The organism is uncultured Aquimarina sp. (assembly GCF_947492115.1).
Taxonomy (GTDB): domain Bacteria; phylum Bacteroidota; class Bacteroidia; order Flavobacteriales; family Flavobacteriaceae; genus Aquimarina.
The window spans coordinates 845,395-862,402 of the sequence record NZ_CANLMM010000001.1 but is presented as its reverse complement, the minus strand read 5'-3'; the positions used below and the strand labels follow the sequence as shown (position 1 = coordinate 862,402).

At 31.7% G+C, this 17,008-nt stretch carries 14 protein-coding genes; 4 read left to right on the top strand and 10 right to left on the bottom strand.

What is annotated here, in order from left to right:
• The first annotated feature begins 113 nt into the window (after positions 1 to 113).
• Positions 114 to 986: a succinate--CoA ligase subunit alpha gene (gene sucD / locus Q1A73_RS03895; protein ID WP_299601834.1), complete on the top strand. Its 873-nt coding sequence runs from the start codon at positions 114 to 116 to the stop codon at positions 984 to 986.
• 176 nt (positions 987 to 1,162) lie between these two features.
• Positions 1,163 to 4,147 (top strand): insulinase family protein, encoded by a 2,985-nt coding sequence (locus tag Q1A73_RS03890; RefSeq protein WP_299601831.1) that lies wholly within the window; start codon positions 1,163 to 1,165, stop codon positions 4,145 to 4,147.
• 89 nt (positions 4,148 to 4,236) lie between these two features.
• Here the strand turns inward: Q1A73_RS03890 and Q1A73_RS03885 are convergent, their stop codons facing one another.
• From Q1A73_RS03885 to Q1A73_RS03865, 5 genes are all read right to left on the bottom strand, one after another.
• A complete protein-coding gene (locus Q1A73_RS03885) occupies positions 4,237 to 5,928 on the bottom strand; it encodes a sodium:solute symporter (protein ID WP_299601828.1) in 1,692 nt (563 codons plus the stop codon).
• A gap of 185 nt (positions 5,929 to 6,113) precedes the next feature.
• Positions 6,114 to 6,488, bottom strand: a complete 375-nt coding sequence (locus tag Q1A73_RS03880) for a glyoxalase (RefSeq protein ID WP_299601825.1) — start codon at positions 6,486 to 6,488, stop codon at positions 6,114 to 6,116.
• Between the two features lie 18 nt (positions 6,489 to 6,506).
• Positions 6,507 to 9,008 carry a PIG-L family deacetylase gene (locus Q1A73_RS03875; RefSeq protein WP_299601823.1) on the bottom strand — a complete coding sequence of 834 codons (2,502 nt, stop codon included), beginning with the start codon at positions 9,006 to 9,008 and terminating at the stop codon, positions 6,507 to 6,509.
• A gap of 90 nt (positions 9,009 to 9,098) precedes the next feature.
• A complete protein-coding gene (locus Q1A73_RS03870) occupies positions 9,099 to 10,400 on the bottom strand; it encodes a hypothetical protein (protein WP_299601820.1) in 1,302 nt (433 codons plus the stop codon).
• Between the two features lie 105 nt (positions 10,401 to 10,505).
• On the bottom strand, positions 10,506 to 10,700 hold the full coding sequence (locus Q1A73_RS03865; RefSeq protein WP_299601817.1) for a hypothetical protein: 195 nt from the start codon (positions 10,698 to 10,700) through the stop codon (positions 10,506 to 10,508).
• Positions 10,701 to 10,828: 128 nt separating this feature from the next.
• Between Q1A73_RS03865 and Q1A73_RS03860 the strand changes: the two genes are divergently transcribed.
• On the top strand, positions 10,829 to 11,182 hold the full coding sequence (locus Q1A73_RS03860; protein ID WP_299601814.1) for a hypothetical protein: 354 nt from the start codon (positions 10,829 to 10,831) through the stop codon (positions 11,180 to 11,182).
• A gap of 83 nt (positions 11,183 to 11,265) precedes the next feature.
• Here Q1A73_RS03860 and Q1A73_RS03855 read toward each other — a convergent pair whose 3' ends face one another.
• Positions 11,266 to 13,437: a DNA mismatch repair protein MutS gene (locus Q1A73_RS03855; protein WP_299601811.1), complete on the bottom strand. Its 2,172-nt coding sequence runs from the start codon at positions 13,435 to 13,437 to the stop codon at positions 11,266 to 11,268.
• Between the two features lie 147 nt (positions 13,438 to 13,584).
• Here Q1A73_RS03855 and Q1A73_RS03850 point away from each other — a divergent pair, with 147 nt between their 5' ends.
• A complete protein-coding gene (locus tag Q1A73_RS03850; RefSeq protein WP_299601808.1) occupies positions 13,585 to 14,250 on the top strand; it encodes a uracil-DNA glycosylase in 666 nt (221 codons plus the stop codon).
• 8 nt (positions 14,251 to 14,258) lie between these two features.
• On the opposite strand, the gene Q1A73_RS03845 is transcribed toward Q1A73_RS03850, so the two are convergent.
• From Q1A73_RS03845 to Q1A73_RS03830, 4 genes are all read right to left on the bottom strand, one after another.
• Positions 14,259 to 14,429, bottom strand: coding sequence for a hypothetical protein (locus tag Q1A73_RS03845; protein ID WP_299601805.1), 171 nt, complete (start codon positions 14,427 to 14,429; stop codon positions 14,259 to 14,261).
• Positions 14,430 to 14,693: 264 nt separating this feature from the next.
• A complete protein-coding gene (locus Q1A73_RS03840) occupies positions 14,694 to 15,284 on the bottom strand; it encodes a hypothetical protein (RefSeq protein ID WP_299601802.1) in 591 nt (196 codons plus the stop codon).
• Between the two features lie 135 nt (positions 15,285 to 15,419).
• Positions 15,420 to 16,004 carry a hypothetical protein gene (locus Q1A73_RS03835; protein WP_299601799.1) on the bottom strand — a complete coding sequence of 195 codons (585 nt, stop codon included), beginning with the start codon at positions 16,002 to 16,004 and terminating at the stop codon, positions 15,420 to 15,422.
• A 55-nt stretch (positions 16,005 to 16,059) separates the two neighbouring features.
• The gene (locus Q1A73_RS03830) at positions 16,060 to 16,911 is read right to left on the bottom strand and encodes a substrate-binding domain-containing protein (RefSeq protein ID WP_299601796.1); all 852 of its coding nucleotides are present in this window, start codon (positions 16,909 to 16,911) and stop codon (positions 16,060 to 16,062) included.
• Positions 16,912 to 17,008: the final 97 nt, after the last annotated feature.

Sequence of the window (17,008 nt, the reverse complement as noted above, 5' to 3'; positions counted from 1 at the left end):
TTTAGATAAAATTAAAAAGTGTAAAAAAAATATTTTTTTGACTTTTCATTTTAACTATCGTATCCAAAACCGTACTTTTGAAACTGCTAAAAAAATAAAAAAATAATAACGCAATGAGTGTTCTAGTAAATAAGGATTCTAAAATAATAGTTCAAGGTTTTACAGGTAGTGAAGGTACTTTTCATGCAGGTCAAATGATTGAATATGGTACAAATGTAGTTGGTGGTGTTACTCCAGGAAAAGGGGGACAAACTCATCTAGATAAACCAGTTTTTAATACTGTAGAAGAAGCAGTTAAAGAAGTTGGAGCAGATACTACTATTATTTTTGTTCCGCCAGCTTTTGCAGCTGATGCAATAATGGAAGCTGCTGATGCAGGAATAAAAGTTATTATCACTATAACGGAAGGAATTCCAGTAGCAGACATGATTACTGCTTCTAATTATATCAAAGACAAAGGATGCAGGCTTATTGGACCTAACTGTCCAGGAGTAATCACTCCAGGAGAAGCAAAAGTTGGTATCATGCCAGGATTTGTTTTTAAGAAAGGAAATGTTGGGATCGTTTCTAAATCAGGAACTTTAACTTATGAAGCTGCTGATCAGGTGGTGAAGGAAGGATTAGGAATTACAACAGCTATCGGAATTGGTGGAGATCCAATTATAGGAACAACAACAAAAGAAGCTGTAGAATTATTGATCAATGATCCTGAAACAAGTTGTGTTGTAATGATTGGAGAAATCGGAGGACAATTAGAAGCTGATGCTGCAAGATGGATAAAAGAAAGCGGTACTACGAAGCCTGTTGTTGGATTTATTGCTGGTGAGACTGCGCCAGCTGGTCGTACAATGGGACATGCTGGTGCTATAGTTGGTGGAAGTGAAGATACTGCTGCAGCTAAAAAAGCAATTATGAGAGAATGTGGAATACATGTTGTAGATTCTCCTGCTGAGATAGGAAAGAAAGTAGCTGAAGTTTTAGGCTAATCATATAGATATCATCCTTAGTTTATTTTATTAAGGTTTATTATAGAAAAGCATTAGGTAAAATCTAATGCTTTTTTTATACGTTGTTTTGTTAAAGTAATCTTAAAAACTGTAACATATATTAACATTTTGCGTTCAATAGAATATTAAAGATATAATTAACTTAAATTATCTAAATGAAATCATTAAAATCACTCTTACTCTTATGTTTGGTGTTAGTACTAAGTAATTGTAAGGACTCATCTGATCAAAAAACAAAATCTGAAAAAGAGCTCAAAGTAGAAAAACATACAGATGCTTCGGGCTTTTCTTATGAAACAGTTTCCAATGACCCAACTGGTCTTAGACTTTACACGTTGGATAATGGTCTAAAAGTTTATTTAGGCAAAAATCCGGAAGAACCAAAAATTCAAACTCTTATCGCAGTTCGTGCGGGATCTACTTATGATCCAGCTGACAATACGGGATTGGCTCATTATCTAGAGCATATGGTATTTAAAGGTACAGATAAGATTGGTACTCAGGATTTTGAAAAAGAAAGTGTGTTTTTGAAACAAATTTCTGATTTGTATGAAGCACATAAAGCAGAAAAAGATCCAACAAAGAAGAAAGAAATCTATAAAAAAATAGATCAAGTTTCTCTAGAAGCATCTAAAGTATCGATAGCAAATGAATATGACAAGATGGTTAGTTCATTGGGAGCAGAAGGAACAAATGCTTTTACTTCTAACGAACAAACGGTATACGTTAATAAAATACCATCAAATGAACTTGATAAATGGTTAACAGTAGAAAGTGAACGTTTTAGTAAACTAGTATTACGTTTATTTCATACAGAGTTAGAAGCGGTTTATGAAGAATTCAATAGAGGACAGGATAGCGATGGAAGAAAACAATATTTTGCTGTTTTGGAAGGATTGTACCCTACACACCCGTACGGAACTCAATCTACTATAGGAATATCCGAACATCTTAAAAACCCTTCAATGGAAGCAATTCATGCTTATTTTGATAAATATTATGTACCTAATAATATGGCAGTAATATTGGTTGGAGATATTGATTTTGATGCAACAATTAAAAAAGTGAATGAATCTTTTGGATCTTATAAGAATAAAGAAGTAACTCATCCAACTTTTGAAGAATTACCACCACTCACTGCGCCTGTGAAAAAAGAGGTGTATGGTCCAACTGCAGAATCTATATATGTTGCTTTTAGAACAAAAGGAAAAGGAACAGAGCAAGAAGTGATTGTTACTTTAATAGATTATATGCTTGCGAATTCTAGTGCAGGATTAATTGACCTGAACCTTAATCAAAAACAATTGGTGCAGAATGCTTCCTCATTTACGAATTTTGACAATGATTATGGATTCCATCTTTTGTATGGTACACCAAAACAAGATCAAACATTGGATGAAGTAAGAGATCTTTTATTACAACAAATTGATAAGATTAAAAAAGGAGAATTTGAAGATTGGCTAATAGACGCAGTAGTTAATGATTTACGTTTGTCTAAAATTAGAGAATATGAAAATGCTTCTTCTACGGCATATGCTTATCTAGATGCTTTTATCGGTTTTCAGGATTGGAAAAATCGTCTGGAAATGTTAGATAGCATGAAAAAAATTACGAAAGAAGAAGTGGTGGCATTTGCTAACGAATTATATGGTAATAACTATGTAGAAGTTCATAAAATGAAAGGTGAGGATAAAAATATTGTAAAGGTCGAAAATCCTGGTATTACTCCTGTAGAATTGAATCGAGGTAAAGAATCTGATTTCTTAAAGGAGTTTAATAAGATAAAAACACCAGCATTAACTCCGCAGTTTGTAGATTATAAGACGGCAATAAAGGATAGTAAAACGAAAAACGGATTATCTATTTCTCATATAGAAAATCCAAATAATGATATTTTTAGTTTAAATATCATATTCGATATGGGGAAAGACCATGATCCAAAAATGTCTTTGGCTGCTGGATATTTAGATTATTTAGGGACTGATAAATATACTCCAGAACAACTTAAACAAGAATTTTATAAGATCGGTGTTAATTATAATGTATTCACAGCAGATGATAAAACTTATGTTGGAATTTCAGGGCTTAAAGAAAATCTTGATGCTGGTTTATCTTTGTTAGAAGATTTATGGAATAATGCGGTTCCTAATCAAGAAACCTACAATAAGTATGTTGAGAAGGTTTTAAAGAGTCGTCAGGATAATAAAACTCAAAAAGGAAATATATTTTGGAATGGACTTATGAGTTATGGTAAATATGGAGAAGAATCTCGTTTACGTAATATTTATACAGCTTCAGAGTTACAAAATATGAAACCTGAAGAATTAGTAAATAAAGTGAAAGAATTACGTAATTACAAACAACGTATTTTCTACTATGGTAAAGATTTAGACGCAGCTGTAGCTTCTTTAGATAAACATCATATCGTAAAATCTGATTTATTAGATTATCCAGAAAAAACTATTTATTTAGAAAAAGAAACAGGAGGGAATGTGTACTTTGTTGATTATGATATGGTACAAAGTGAAATGTTATTACTAGCGAAAGGTGCTGAATTTGACCCTAAGAAAATGGCAGCATCAAGATTATTTAACACTTATTTTGGGAGTGGTTTGTCTTCTATTGTATTCCAGGAAATAAGAGAGTCTAAGTCGTTAGCATATTCTGCCTTTTCTAGTTATAGTCAGGGTAGAGAAGTAGGGACTTCCGATTATGTAATGGCTTATGTAGGAACTCAGGCTAATAAATTGCCTCAAGCTGTAGACGCAATGATGGAACTAATGACGGATATGCCAGAAGCTGAAGAACAATTTAATCAAGCTAAAGAAGCAACATTAAAGAAAATAGCTGCACAACGCATTACCAAGTCTAATATTTTTTGGACTTATGAAGGACTTAAGAAGCGAGGTATTGATAATGACAATAGAGAAGAAATTTACAATACAATTAAGGACATGACCTTAGAAGATCTGAAATCATTTTTTAATGAAAATATCAAAGGAGAAAATTATAATGTTCTTGTGATTGGAAATAAGAAAGATGTGGATATGAGTGCTTTGAAAAAGCTAGGAGAAGTTAAAGAAATGGATATAGACTATTTGTTTAACTATGAAAAGGATAATACCGATCTTAAAATGTAATTAAATCTTAATTCTTAAGAATATTAAAAGATCTAACATGAAAAATCCACGAAGTTAATTCGTGGATTTTTTTATGATGAGATATTAATTTACTCTACTTCAATTTCGCTAGTGGGAATAAAAGGTTCCAAAACAATTGCCATGAACATGACTATTCCACATCCAAGAGCATTTAACCAAAGAAAAGGTAGCCAATCTTGCCACCATACATAAATAATAATTATTTGAGTAATAATGGCAGCCATAAAAACAGCATTACTTTTTACAAATTTTATAAAGAAGGCCAATAAAAAGATTCCTAATACATTTCCATAAAATATAGAACCAATAATATTTACTAATTGAATTAGATTATCAAATAAATTTGCAAAACAGGCAACTAAAATCGCCATTATTCCCCACATAAGGGTGAAAACTTTAGAAGCTGAAACATAGTGTTGTTCACTTTTTTCTTCTTTAATATTTCGTTTGTAAAGATCAATAGCTGTGGTGGAGGCTAAAGCGTTCAATTCTGAAGCTGTAGAAGACATTGCAGCTGATAAAATTACCGCCAATAAAAGCCCAATCAAACCTCTCGGTAAATTATTAAGAATGAAATGGATAAAAACATAATCTTTATCATTTGTTTCTACAGTAGCATCTGCTTCTTTTATCAATTCCTTGGCTCGCTGTCTCGTTTTTTTATCAGAATCCTCTAATGCTATCATTAAATTCCTAGCATCCAAAGACTCTTTTTCATTTTTTGACTGTAAATAATTCTGAACAGATGATTTTTTATATTCCTGAATTTCGGATAATTTTTGCTCCAATTCATTGTATTCCTCCGCATATGGTGTATTCTGAACGGCAAGACTAGCTGCTGGATTAAAATTTAATGGAGCAGCATTAAATTGATAGAATACAAATACCATGACACCAACAAGTAAGATAAAAAACTGCATAGGTATTTTTAGGATACCATTAAATAATAAACCTAGCTGGCTTTCACGAACCGAGCGTCCTGACAAATATCGTTGTACTTGACTTTGATCGGTTCCGAAATAAGATAACATTAAAAATGTTCCACCTATAATCCCTGTCCAAACTGTATATCTATTGCTTAGGTCAAATGAGAAGTCTAAAACCTCCATTTTACCACTAATTCCGGCAATGTCTAATGCATTTGAAAACGTAATATCTTCCGGTAAGTAGCTAATAATTAAGAAAAAAGCAATAAACATTCCTGTGAATATAATTGCCATTTGCTGCTTTTGAGTTACGCTAACAGCTTTTGTACCTCCTGAAACAGTATAGACAATAACCAAAATACCTATAATAATGTTGAGTGTTGTTAAGTCCCATCCTAAGACTGCTGATAAGATAATAGCTGGTGCAAATATGGTAATTCCCGCTCCTAATCCTCTTTGTACTAAAAAGAAAAATGCAGTGATTGTTCTGGTTTTAAGATCAAAACGATTTTCTAGATATTCATAGGCTGTATAGACTTTTAGCTTATGGTACAATGGAATAAACACAATACAGATGATAATCATCGCGATTGGCAAACCAAAATAAAATTGAACAAAGCCCATTCCACTATGAAATGCTTGTCCAGGTGTTGATAGAAAGGTAATTGCTGATGCTTGGGTAGCCATTACCGATAAACCAATGGTCCACCATTTAGCTTCATTACCACCACGAATATAATCTTGTACATTTTTGCTACCTCTTGTTTTCCAAACACCGTATAAAACAATGAATAATAAGGTTCCAATGAGTACGATCCAGTCTATAAGTTGCATATGTTAGTTAGTTGTATCTTGTCAATAATGACTGTTAATTTTAGAAAATTTTATTTCCTGAATTATTAAGAAAAAGTTGTAGTAATCCAATAAAAGAATGCTAAATAAATGATGTTAGCAATTAATACAACGGTATAAAGTTTTTTCCAAACTATTTTGGGTGAATCACTCATAATAATATTAGTTTACGAAATTTCTGTATTAAATTCACCAATTTGCCATAAAACTCCAGAGGGATCATGAAGAAAAAATACATTTCCCCAATCATTATAGGTTATATCTGTGATTTTAACACCTTTGTATTTGTTTTGTAAATCAAGTTTTTTGATATGATCAAGTGATGATTCTAATTCTTTAACTTCTAAAAATATCATGGAATTATTTACCCAACTTTTAACGTAATAGTCTTGTAAATAAAACCCGAAATTATCCATAAAGAAATAAGACATATTCTGGGGTATTTTTATTTCTTTAAAACCCCAATCCAAGTAAAATTCTCTAGAAACCTTATAATTTTTAGCACCTATAAAGGTTCTAATCGATTTTACATCCAAACTCATGTGATCTAATTAGGTAATTTATTTTCCTAAAGATAACATATTTGCAAATAACCTATATGCTCCTGATACTCCTGCTGGGAATTCTCTAAAAAAGCTTAAACCTGTATACACATAATACCCTTTTCCATATTTGGCTACTAATAAAGCTCCTTTTTTTGAAGATTCTCCTTTGTCGTTAGCGGCAATAATTGGAGTGTATTCTTTAGACCACTCATTTGGAAAATATAATCCTCTTTCTTGTACCCAACCTTCAAAATCTTTATTGGTAATCTTATTAGGTGTGTTAAGAACAGCATGATCTTCTGCTAATAATTTTATTGCTGCATTTTCGTCAGTAACTCTATCTCTTGATAATTTTAATGGATAAGGTCCCAGATTGTCCGTAACCTTTAACCTTCTATTTGTGTTATATTGTATAATTAGATTCCCTCCATTTTTTACGTATTCTAATAAATACTTCTGTCCAAACTTAAGTTCCTCTACGGTGTTATAAGCTCTTATTCCTATTACAATAGCATCAAAAGGAGCTAATGTTTTGGTAGAAATGGATTCAGGAGCTATGGTAGTTACATCATAGCCAATTTGTTGTAAACTTTCAGGAACTACATCCCCCGCACCTTCGATATATCCGATATTCTGTCCTTTTTTCTTAATATCTAGTCTTACAACCTTGGTTTCTGAAGGTAGAATAACCGTCTGGAATGGGATATGATCATAATCTATAGTAATAACTTCATCCGTGTATACTTTTCCATTATTTAATTTTATTCTTGGAGTTATGTAACCTTCGTTTTGACCTGTAGGCGGAGTAAGAGTAAAAGTCACTTTTCTTTCTTCTCCTTTTTGTGCAAGTGTAAAATCAATACTTTCCGGGCTTACTTTCCATCCTTTAGGGTGTTGTAAGGAAATAGTTCCAGTAAGATTATGTTCTCCAGCTTTAATTGTTACCGGTACTTCTTTTGCAATATCATTAGCATAAATCATAACCTTGTTAGCTATAGTTGCTGAAATGGCAGGTATGATTTCAAAAGGTTTATATACTTCTCCTTTTACCGGATCATTGGTTTTATATACTACGTCTTTTGAATATGGAATTATAGTTCCATCTATATTAAGTTTAAAGACAGCTTTTATTTGACGGTTTGTTTCAGGATTTCCTATAAGCTCCTGCTTGTCCACCTTGTACATACCTAATGTACCTTTGGAAGTGAGCCAATATGGACTTGTATTGTTAGCTCCTGAACTGATTTTACCTTTTAATTCTAAGTTAATTCTGTTATTAGTATCTAAAGAAGTGTTTGAATTTTCTGCAGCACCTATGGCACTGATATCAACTGATTGTAATTTCATAGGAATAGTACTTCTGTTGATTGCTTCAATTTTTACGGTAACTTCACTATTCTCTGTGGTATATGCATCTGTAGCAGTCGCTTCAATATACAAACCTGCAGACGCAGCGATGATTTCCTTAATTTCTTTGGATTTAATAGCTTTCCAATGTTCGTTTTCTAATTGCTGAATTAGTTGATATGCCTTTACTAATTGTTTAATAGATGCTGAAGGGTTTTGGAAATCAAAGTTTTTTTCTACTTCATATAAGATATCACCGATTGCTTGCCCACCTTTAACACGATTCCAAGAAGTATCTATCCCATCAAAAATATTAGTCTTATCTTTTGGTAAATCTCCTTTTATTAATTCAACATATTCAGTTTGCTTTCCTCGGGTTCCCGTACTTCCAAATCCTTGAGATTTATGCTGACTTCTACTTAGAGAAGCTATTTCTGTATTAGAAAGTCCTAATTTTTGATAATATACTCCTGTATCAAACTCTAGAAATTTAGATTTATCTGCTTTTTCAAAGTTTTTTCTACTTCCATAAAACCACCAAGACGTATTAAAGAATAATCTTTTTGGTTGCCATGGTTGTACATATGCTAATTGTTCTGGATATATTTTCGGATCCGCAACCAAATCAAATGCTTCGACGCTTAACATAGCAGATGTAGTATGGTGACCATGAGTAGTTCCAGGTGTTCTATGATTGAATCTATTGATTATTACATCAGGTTGAAATTTTCGAATAGCCCAAACAACATCATCTAATACTTCTTTTTTATCCCAAATGGCTAATGTTTCATCTGGATGTTTCGAAAAACCGAAATCATTAGCGCGTGTAAAGATCTGTTCTCCACCATCAGTATTCCTTGCAGCTAAAAGTTCTTGTGTTCGTATGACACCTAATAATTCTCGAATTTCAGGGCCAATTAGATTTTGACCACCATCACCTCGTGTTAGGGATAAATAGGCTGTTCTTGCCTTAACTTCATTAGCCATGTAAGAAATTAATCTTGTATTTTCATCATCGGGATGTGCAGCGACATATAAAACAGATCCTAAAAAGTTTAACTTTTTAATAGCTTCATGAATTTCTACAGAATTTGGTTTTTGGGGTTGTTGTGCTTCAGTAATATGAATAAAAATAACACTGAATGCTATTACAAAAAGTAAATTTCGCATAATAATTGAATTGATACTTATTTTGAGTATTTCGTCAAATATATAAAGATAAAATTCTCAGTTTTTAGGTTTAAGGATACTTTAACAGCACTATTTAGATCTGTAAATTAGTCCTAATAAGGATCCTAAAAGCACAGTGATAGCGATTGTTGGTTTGGGACCAAAAGCAATTAAGCCAATAAGTAAACCTACAACTCCACCAAGAGCACTGGCAATAAAACGTCCGCTATTTTTCTTACTTCTGATTACATATATCATAGCTATAGAAAGTGTCATTCTAAGGGCTGCACCAACAATTGTAATATCTACAATGCTTTTCCAGAAATGGGCAGAAATGAAAGCTGCAATTACGGTAATTATAGTAGCATAACGGATTGATTTTACTTTTTCCTTTTCCGAAGATGGAGGAATAAGATGCGATGAGACCGCAAAAACAGAAGTATCCGCAGTACTCATTAAACCAGCAAAAAACAAAACAACTAATAGAGGTATCCATGTAGAAGTAACTAAGTTTTGCATGGCAAAAATGAAAACTGTATCTGGATCCAAACCACTATTTTGTTGGTATACATAAAGTCCTACTATTAATAAAAGAAATGCAACTAATAAAACAGGTATAATAGCTAAACTAAGCCCCTTTTTTAGAGACCGTATATCTTTTGCAGCGTAACATAACTGATATCTGTCCGCTAATCCAAACACTGATAATCCACCATATAAAACAAGACCAATGATGCTTCCTAACTCTACATTTTCATTTGTTTTAGTTGTTAGAACTGTTTGAAGTTCTTTTAATTCCAGCATATTGAAAATCAATAGACCTAAAAAACAAATAATGATAAGAGCCTGAATAATATCCGTAATCATTACCGCTTTAAAACCTGAAAACATTACATAAATTAATACTACTGTAGCTGTAATAATAAGAGAGGTATCGTAGGAGAAAAGCCCAAAAAATCCAATGACTTTTGCTCCACCAGCTAGTGATAATAGAATCCAGAAGAACTGTACTATTACTGTAATTATATTGGTAACTAAAGAAGTATGTTTGTTACCAGTTACAAAGGCAGGAAGATCACCTTGTGTATAAAACGTACCTTGTATAGATAGATTTTTGATTTTAGGAGCGGCCCAAAATGCAAAAAGTAAATAACCAATCACGGAACCAATAGACATAGCAAAAAGTCCCCAGCCAAATTTATACGCATATCCAGTGTACGTTATTAATGTGCTTACACCAATGGCTCCGGCAAATTTGGAGAATAATATAGTCCAACCACTTCGATTTCTTCCCCCAATTAGGAAATCTTCTGCTGTAGAAGATTTAGCTAAATAGATGGATATCCCAATAATTAATAAAACGTAAGAAGCGAGGTAAAGATAAATTTGCATGAATACCAGATTGATGAAATTCAAAAATAACCAAATGCAATTGTTTTGAAAGTATTTATAACATTATTCTAAGTCAGGAATTTTTTTGACTTTAGATACCTTGGATTATTTTTTCTTATAATCTACGATATCAATAATATCTACACCCATATAATCTGCAATCTTTTTTAATCGTACGTAATCTTTAGCCAGGTTTTTTTTCTTCACAATATAGTCTCCTGCCTGTGGACTAATACCTAATACTTTGGAAATTCCATATACAGTTTTATTGCCTTTGCTTTTTTTTAAAAGCTTTTTCAAATTCTTGTTAACCATTATAAATACAATTCTATCAAATAAATATACAAATAAATTTTTAATAAAAAAATATGTGTATATTCAAATAATAATTGTATATTCGAAACATACAAATCAAAACCGCTTTAAAAATGAAACTCATACTTATAATTGCTGTTTTTTGCGTCTCTTTTGTGAATGCAGCCAGTGTACATTCAGATTTAATAAATGAGAAGGGTAAAAAAGAAAAGAGGGTAGAGAAGGACGAAAGTGCTTTAGCATCCAGAAACTTTCATTCTATTAAGAAGTGGAAGATGACTATAGAATATTTAAATGGAGATACTATTTCTAAAACAATGGAGGTAGATAAGAATGCTTCTGTTAGTGCAATGGAATTTGCATTCATGGAAGCTGAAAAGTATATAAAGACATTAAGAAAAGTAAAAAGTTATAATGTTTCCCCTGTTTCTAGAAATTCATTTGTTCTTTTAGCAGGAGGGAAGTAATTATCTGCAGATCTTAACCTACGCAAAAGGCCATTAGTTATAATATACTAATGGCCTTTGCTTATGAATGAAGATTAAAATTATTATTTTTTTCTTTCTACAAATTCAAGTTGATCGATGGCTACATTTGTTGTGAAAATGCCATAATTTACTACAGCTTTCCCTTTCTCTAAAGTATCAATGGTTCCTATTGATTTACCATCTATCATACGAACTCTATCCCCAATTTTAAGAATCACTTTGGGTTTTTCTTTTTCTAATTTTTCTTCTATCTTTTTTTGTTCTTTTTTCTTTTCTCTAATTACTTCAACTTTTTTTTCCACCTCTTTGACTACCTTTTGTTGTCTTGCTTTCTTGGCTTTTCTTTGTTTGGTAGTTTGTTTTGTTCTTTTAGAGTTCTCAACCTGCACAATTTTCATAAACTCGTCGATAAGTTCTCTCTTCTTTTTATTATGGAAGTATTTTTCACTTATTTCATTTAGTTTTTGCCCGAGATATATCATTCGCTGATTACTATCATAAAGTTCTTGATAGCTCTCCAGCTTATGTTGTAGTCTTTTATTGATTTTGTCTAAACGTTCTTTTTCTTCTTCTGTTTTCTGCTCTTTTGTTTTTAGAGAAGATGTAGTTTTTTGTAGTTTAGAACGTTCGCGTTGCAGATTCGCAATACTTTTATCAAATCTAATTTTACCTCGTTCTACTTTCTTTTTAGCTTTATTTATTAAGCTATAGGGGATTCCATTTTTTTGAGCAACCTCAAATGTAAATGAACTACCTGCTTCACCAAGATAAAGTTTAAAAAGTGGTTCTAAAGTGCGTGAATCAAAAAGCATATTGGCATTGGTCATATTCGGTAATTCGTTAGCCAACATTTTTAAATTAGCATAATGCGTAGTTATGATACCAAACGATTCACGTTCGTAAAAAACTTCTAAAAAGGCTTCTGCTAATGCTCCTCCCAATTCTGGATCACTTCCTGTTCCGAATTCATCAATAAGGAATAAGGTTTTATCATTGCATTTTTTTAGAAAGTAATTCATATTCTTCAATCGATAACTATACGTACTTAAATGGTTTTCTATCGATTGATTATCTCCAATATCAGTAAGAACGGTATTAAACAAACACATTCTGCTATATTCATGTACAGGAATTAGCATACCGCTCTGAAGCATGATTTGTAATAAACCTATCGTTTTTAGAGTGATACTCTTTCCTCCAGCATTAGGGCCAGAGATAACAATGATACGATTATCCTTATCTAATGAAATGGTTTGGGGATACGTCTTTTCGCCTTTTTCTTGATTATTTAGATACAGCAAAGGATGATACGCATCCTTTACGGTTAATTCTCGATCTTCTGTTATTTTTGGTAGTACTCCATTAAACTTTTGAGCGTATTTTGTTTTTGCAGCGATGATGTCTACATCGCTTAAGTATTCCTGATATTCACCTAAAAGTTCGGAAAAAGGTCTAATTTTATTAGTTAATTCTTTCAGTATTTTTACAATTTCTTCTCTTTCTTCATATTGAAGATTATTTAAAGCACGACTAAATTGAATTGTTGCTTCGGGCTCTATATATACAATACTTCCAGTTTTAGAATTACCAAGAATAGAACCTTTTACCTTTCTTCGGTACATTGCTTTTACGGCTAGCACTCTTCGATTATCAACAATACTCTCCTTAATATCATCCAAATATCCTAAACTATTGTATCTGCTCAAATCCCTTCCGAAACTTCCATTCAATTTACCTTGAACTTCGTGTATATTTTTTCTTAACACATTTAGAGTAGGAGAGGCGTTATCTTTTACTTCACCAAATTTGTCAATTACCGTATCAATGAGATTTATAATTTCTTTGGTAAAGGTAATGGTGTTCGAAGTTTGATAGAGTGTTGGGTAAAGTTCTTTATTTTTTCTAAAAAAACTAAGTAACTCATTAACAGTTAAGTTAATAGATATTATCTTCTTTAGATTAAAGCTTTCTAAGAACGTATTTTCAATTCCTAATAATTTTAACTCTGTATTGATACTATCAAATCCGTGATTAGGTATTCTCGAATCGTTTAAATATGAAGATTTATATTCAAATACTTGTTGTAGTGCCAAATGTAAATTCTCTTTTGTAGAAAAAGGAACAATTTGTACAGCTTTTGCTTTCCCGTGTTCTGTATTACATAGCTCTTCAATATGATTTAATACCGTATTGAATTCTAAATCTTTAAGTGTTTTGTCTGAAATTCTAATCATTTTTTGGACCTAATTGATTTAGGAAATATTCTTTTTTAGTTAATTTCTTTGTTATAAAACTTGTGGTATCGCTCGATTTTTAAAAAGTATTTGTCATAATTTTGCTTGAAGCAAATGTAAACAATTGCATATTTTTTTGATACTAAGATGAACGTAAATATTGATCCCAGTTGGAAAGAACAACTTAAAAATGAGTTCGAAAAACCGTATTTTAAGACTCTTACTGATTTTGTAAAAGCTGAATATAAAGATCACACTTGTTATCCAAAGGGTTCTGAGATTTTTGCTGCATTCGATCATTGCAGTTTTGACAATGTTAAAGTTGTTATTATTGGCCAAGATCCTTATCATGGTATTGGACAAGCTCATGGATTATGCTTTTCTGTAAATGAAGGCGTAGCAATACCTCCATCTCTAATTAATATTTTTAAAGAATTAGAAACTGATTTAAATGTATCATTCCCGTCGAATGGTAATTTAGAACGTTGGGCTAAACAAGGTGTACTATTACTAAACGCAACATTAACGGTTCGTGCTCATCAAGCAGGATCACACCAGGGTAAAGGTTGGGAAAAATTTACTGATGCTGTAATCAACACTATATCAGAAAACAAAAAAGACGTAGTTTTTATGTTATGGGGTGGTTACGCAAAGAAAAAGGGAGCTAAAATAAATACTGTAGAACATTTGGTGCTGAACAGTGGACATCCATCTCCGCTAAGCGCGAATAGAGGATATTGGTTCGGAAATAAACATTTTAGTAAAACAAATGATTACCTAAAAAAAGTAAATCAATCACCGATAATTTGGTAAAATACTTTTTAAGCAGCTTTTGCTATGCTAGCAGTTTTCGCTTTGCCAATGTTAGCGTCTGTAGTTGATTTTAAGTTTTTAGACTTTTTTCTATTTGTATCAACCGATTGAACACTGAATTTTAGAAGAATAAAATTAAATGCTATAAGCCCTCCAAGAATTAGTAAAAATGTCACCATAATTGATTTGTTAGTTAATTATTAGATGCAAGAACTATATAATGGTTGCGTGCATACTGATAATTGGTTTTCGGGGTAGGCATGGCAAATGTACAAAAATATTTAAATCTTTAGCTGCGGAAAGCCCGTAATCTCTAAGAATTAAAAATATGTTAAAGATGTATAGGGTAAAATTTATGATCTAATAAAAATTTATTAAATATTTGAACATATGCCATCTTTACCTTTATATATATAACGTTTATATAATGGATATCCCTACCTCTAAAATCGATATCCTATATATAAATCCGGTCTAACTATAATTTCAGGGCTTTTATTGTTAAATAAATTTCTTCCTATTCCAAAACCAATATCTATAAAAAAGCCGTTTCTGGTTACGAATTTTCCCCCAACTCCAAATCCAAGAGCAAAGTCAGTATAATTTTCTGGAACATCTCTAAAACCAATTAAGTCTCCTTGATCATTTACTACTCTTACCGTATTATCATGATCACCAGTTGATAACATACCAAAACCTTCTACATAAAATCCTCTTGCTACTCGACGACCAAAGAAGTATTTATAATGTCCTGTTAACGCTAATTTTTTATCGAAAATACCATCTCTATCTACGATATCATTATCGTTATCAATATCATCACTGAACCTATAGAATATATCAACACCTATACTATGATCGCTGCTTAAAATTCTTTCATAAGAAACATCTAATGCTCCGAACGCAATTATGTTTAGAGGATTAAGGCCAATCTCGTTCTTATTAATATCTCTTGGTATAATGTCTGGTGAATCCTGACTATATGATATAAATGAAGTAAAGAAGGTAATAATTGTAATTAATAAAAGTCTCATTTTTTTTGTTTTAATTAATATCATCAAAATTGACGTGAACTGTACCTAAAACATATAATAGATAAAATACCCTACCAAAAAATGAAGATAAAAAGCATGTGGTATTTATTTAAAAGAGAATTAAATGAAAATTCTCTAAAAACGATAACCTAAGTACAAGTTCGGCCTTATAACGATTTCTGGAGCATCGTTGTTAAATAAATTTCGTCCAATACCAAATCCGATATCAATTAAAAAACCATTCCTGGCTACAAATTTTCCACCAACACCAAATCCTAAAGCGAAGTCCGTGAAATCTTCCTCAATCTCATCAACTCTTATGAAATTACCTTGAGAATCAAATACATCTATTAAGATTTCATCTGATCCAGAAGATAACATTCCGAAACCTTCTACATAAAACCCTCGAGCTATTCTTTCTCCAAAAAAGTACTTGAACTTTGTTGTAAAAGCAATGTCTTTTTCAAATATATCATCACCATCAAATATATCATCATCATCTCTATCTGTTAATAGATAGAAAAAATCAAATCCAAGAGTACTATTATTATTTAAAACTCTTTCATATCCAATATCAAGAGCACCAAAAGCTACAATATTTAATGGGTTTAGACTAAGTTCATTTTTGTTAATATCTCGTTTTGGCAGATCTGATTGATCTTGTGCTACGGTACATTGAAATGAGCATAAAATAATGCTTACGATAAGAATTGATTTCATAATAATTAAATTGTTTTCCTTTGTAAGCAAGATGTTTGAAATGTAAAAAGGTTGCTTATACTTCAAAAATTAAATTTTTTGAATCAACTGTTTTTTCGATAATGTTTAATTGCTTTAGTTGATTTTGGACTTGATCTAATGTTTCTAGTGCTATCATAGATTGGCTCCATTCGGTAAGTTGTAACCACTCTTTTATGTCATCCAAGCGTTGATCATATCTATAAGCTAATGTCTTATCTATACTTGGAATTTTCTTGAAATCAGTAGTTGTAGAATTAATAATTTCTAAAATATCTTGTATTTGCTCTTGATGTGATTGTAAAATATTTTCTCGAACTGCAATTACAAAGCAAGGCCATGGAGTAGGGCAGTCCGCAATACGCCTAAATGTTCCGTTATCTACTAATGGTTTTGTTGTAAAATGCTCCCACATAAAATAATCAGCTGTATCATTAGTTAGTGCCTCAACTGCTCCATCTAAATTTCGTATAACTTCAAATTTTAAAAGAGATGTGTCCCATCCTTGATTTTGTGCATTTACATAGGCCATTAAATGAGACCCAGATCCATATCTACTTATTGCTGCAGAAGTATGTCGAAGATCTTCTATAGTTTTATATGTAGAATGATGTCCTACATGAATACCCCAAATTAAAGGTGATTGTATATAGGTTTGTACAATTTTGGAAGGATTACCAGCGATCATATCTTTTACGATACCTTCGGTAAGTATAATGGCAATATCAATAGTCTCATTGCGCAATGCTTCGCACATAGCTCCAGTGCCACCAGGAAAATCCGTCCATTCTAAATTAATACCTTTTTGTTGATAGGCTTTTTCTTCTATTGTTAAATGCCATGGTAAATTAAAATGCTCTGGAACGCCTCCAATTTTGATCGTTTGCATATAGTTATAATGTAAATATGTTAAAAATTGTATTTAAACGATAAAAAAGCACATTTTATCGTTTAAATAGAAAAAATATGATTACTTTTGAAATATA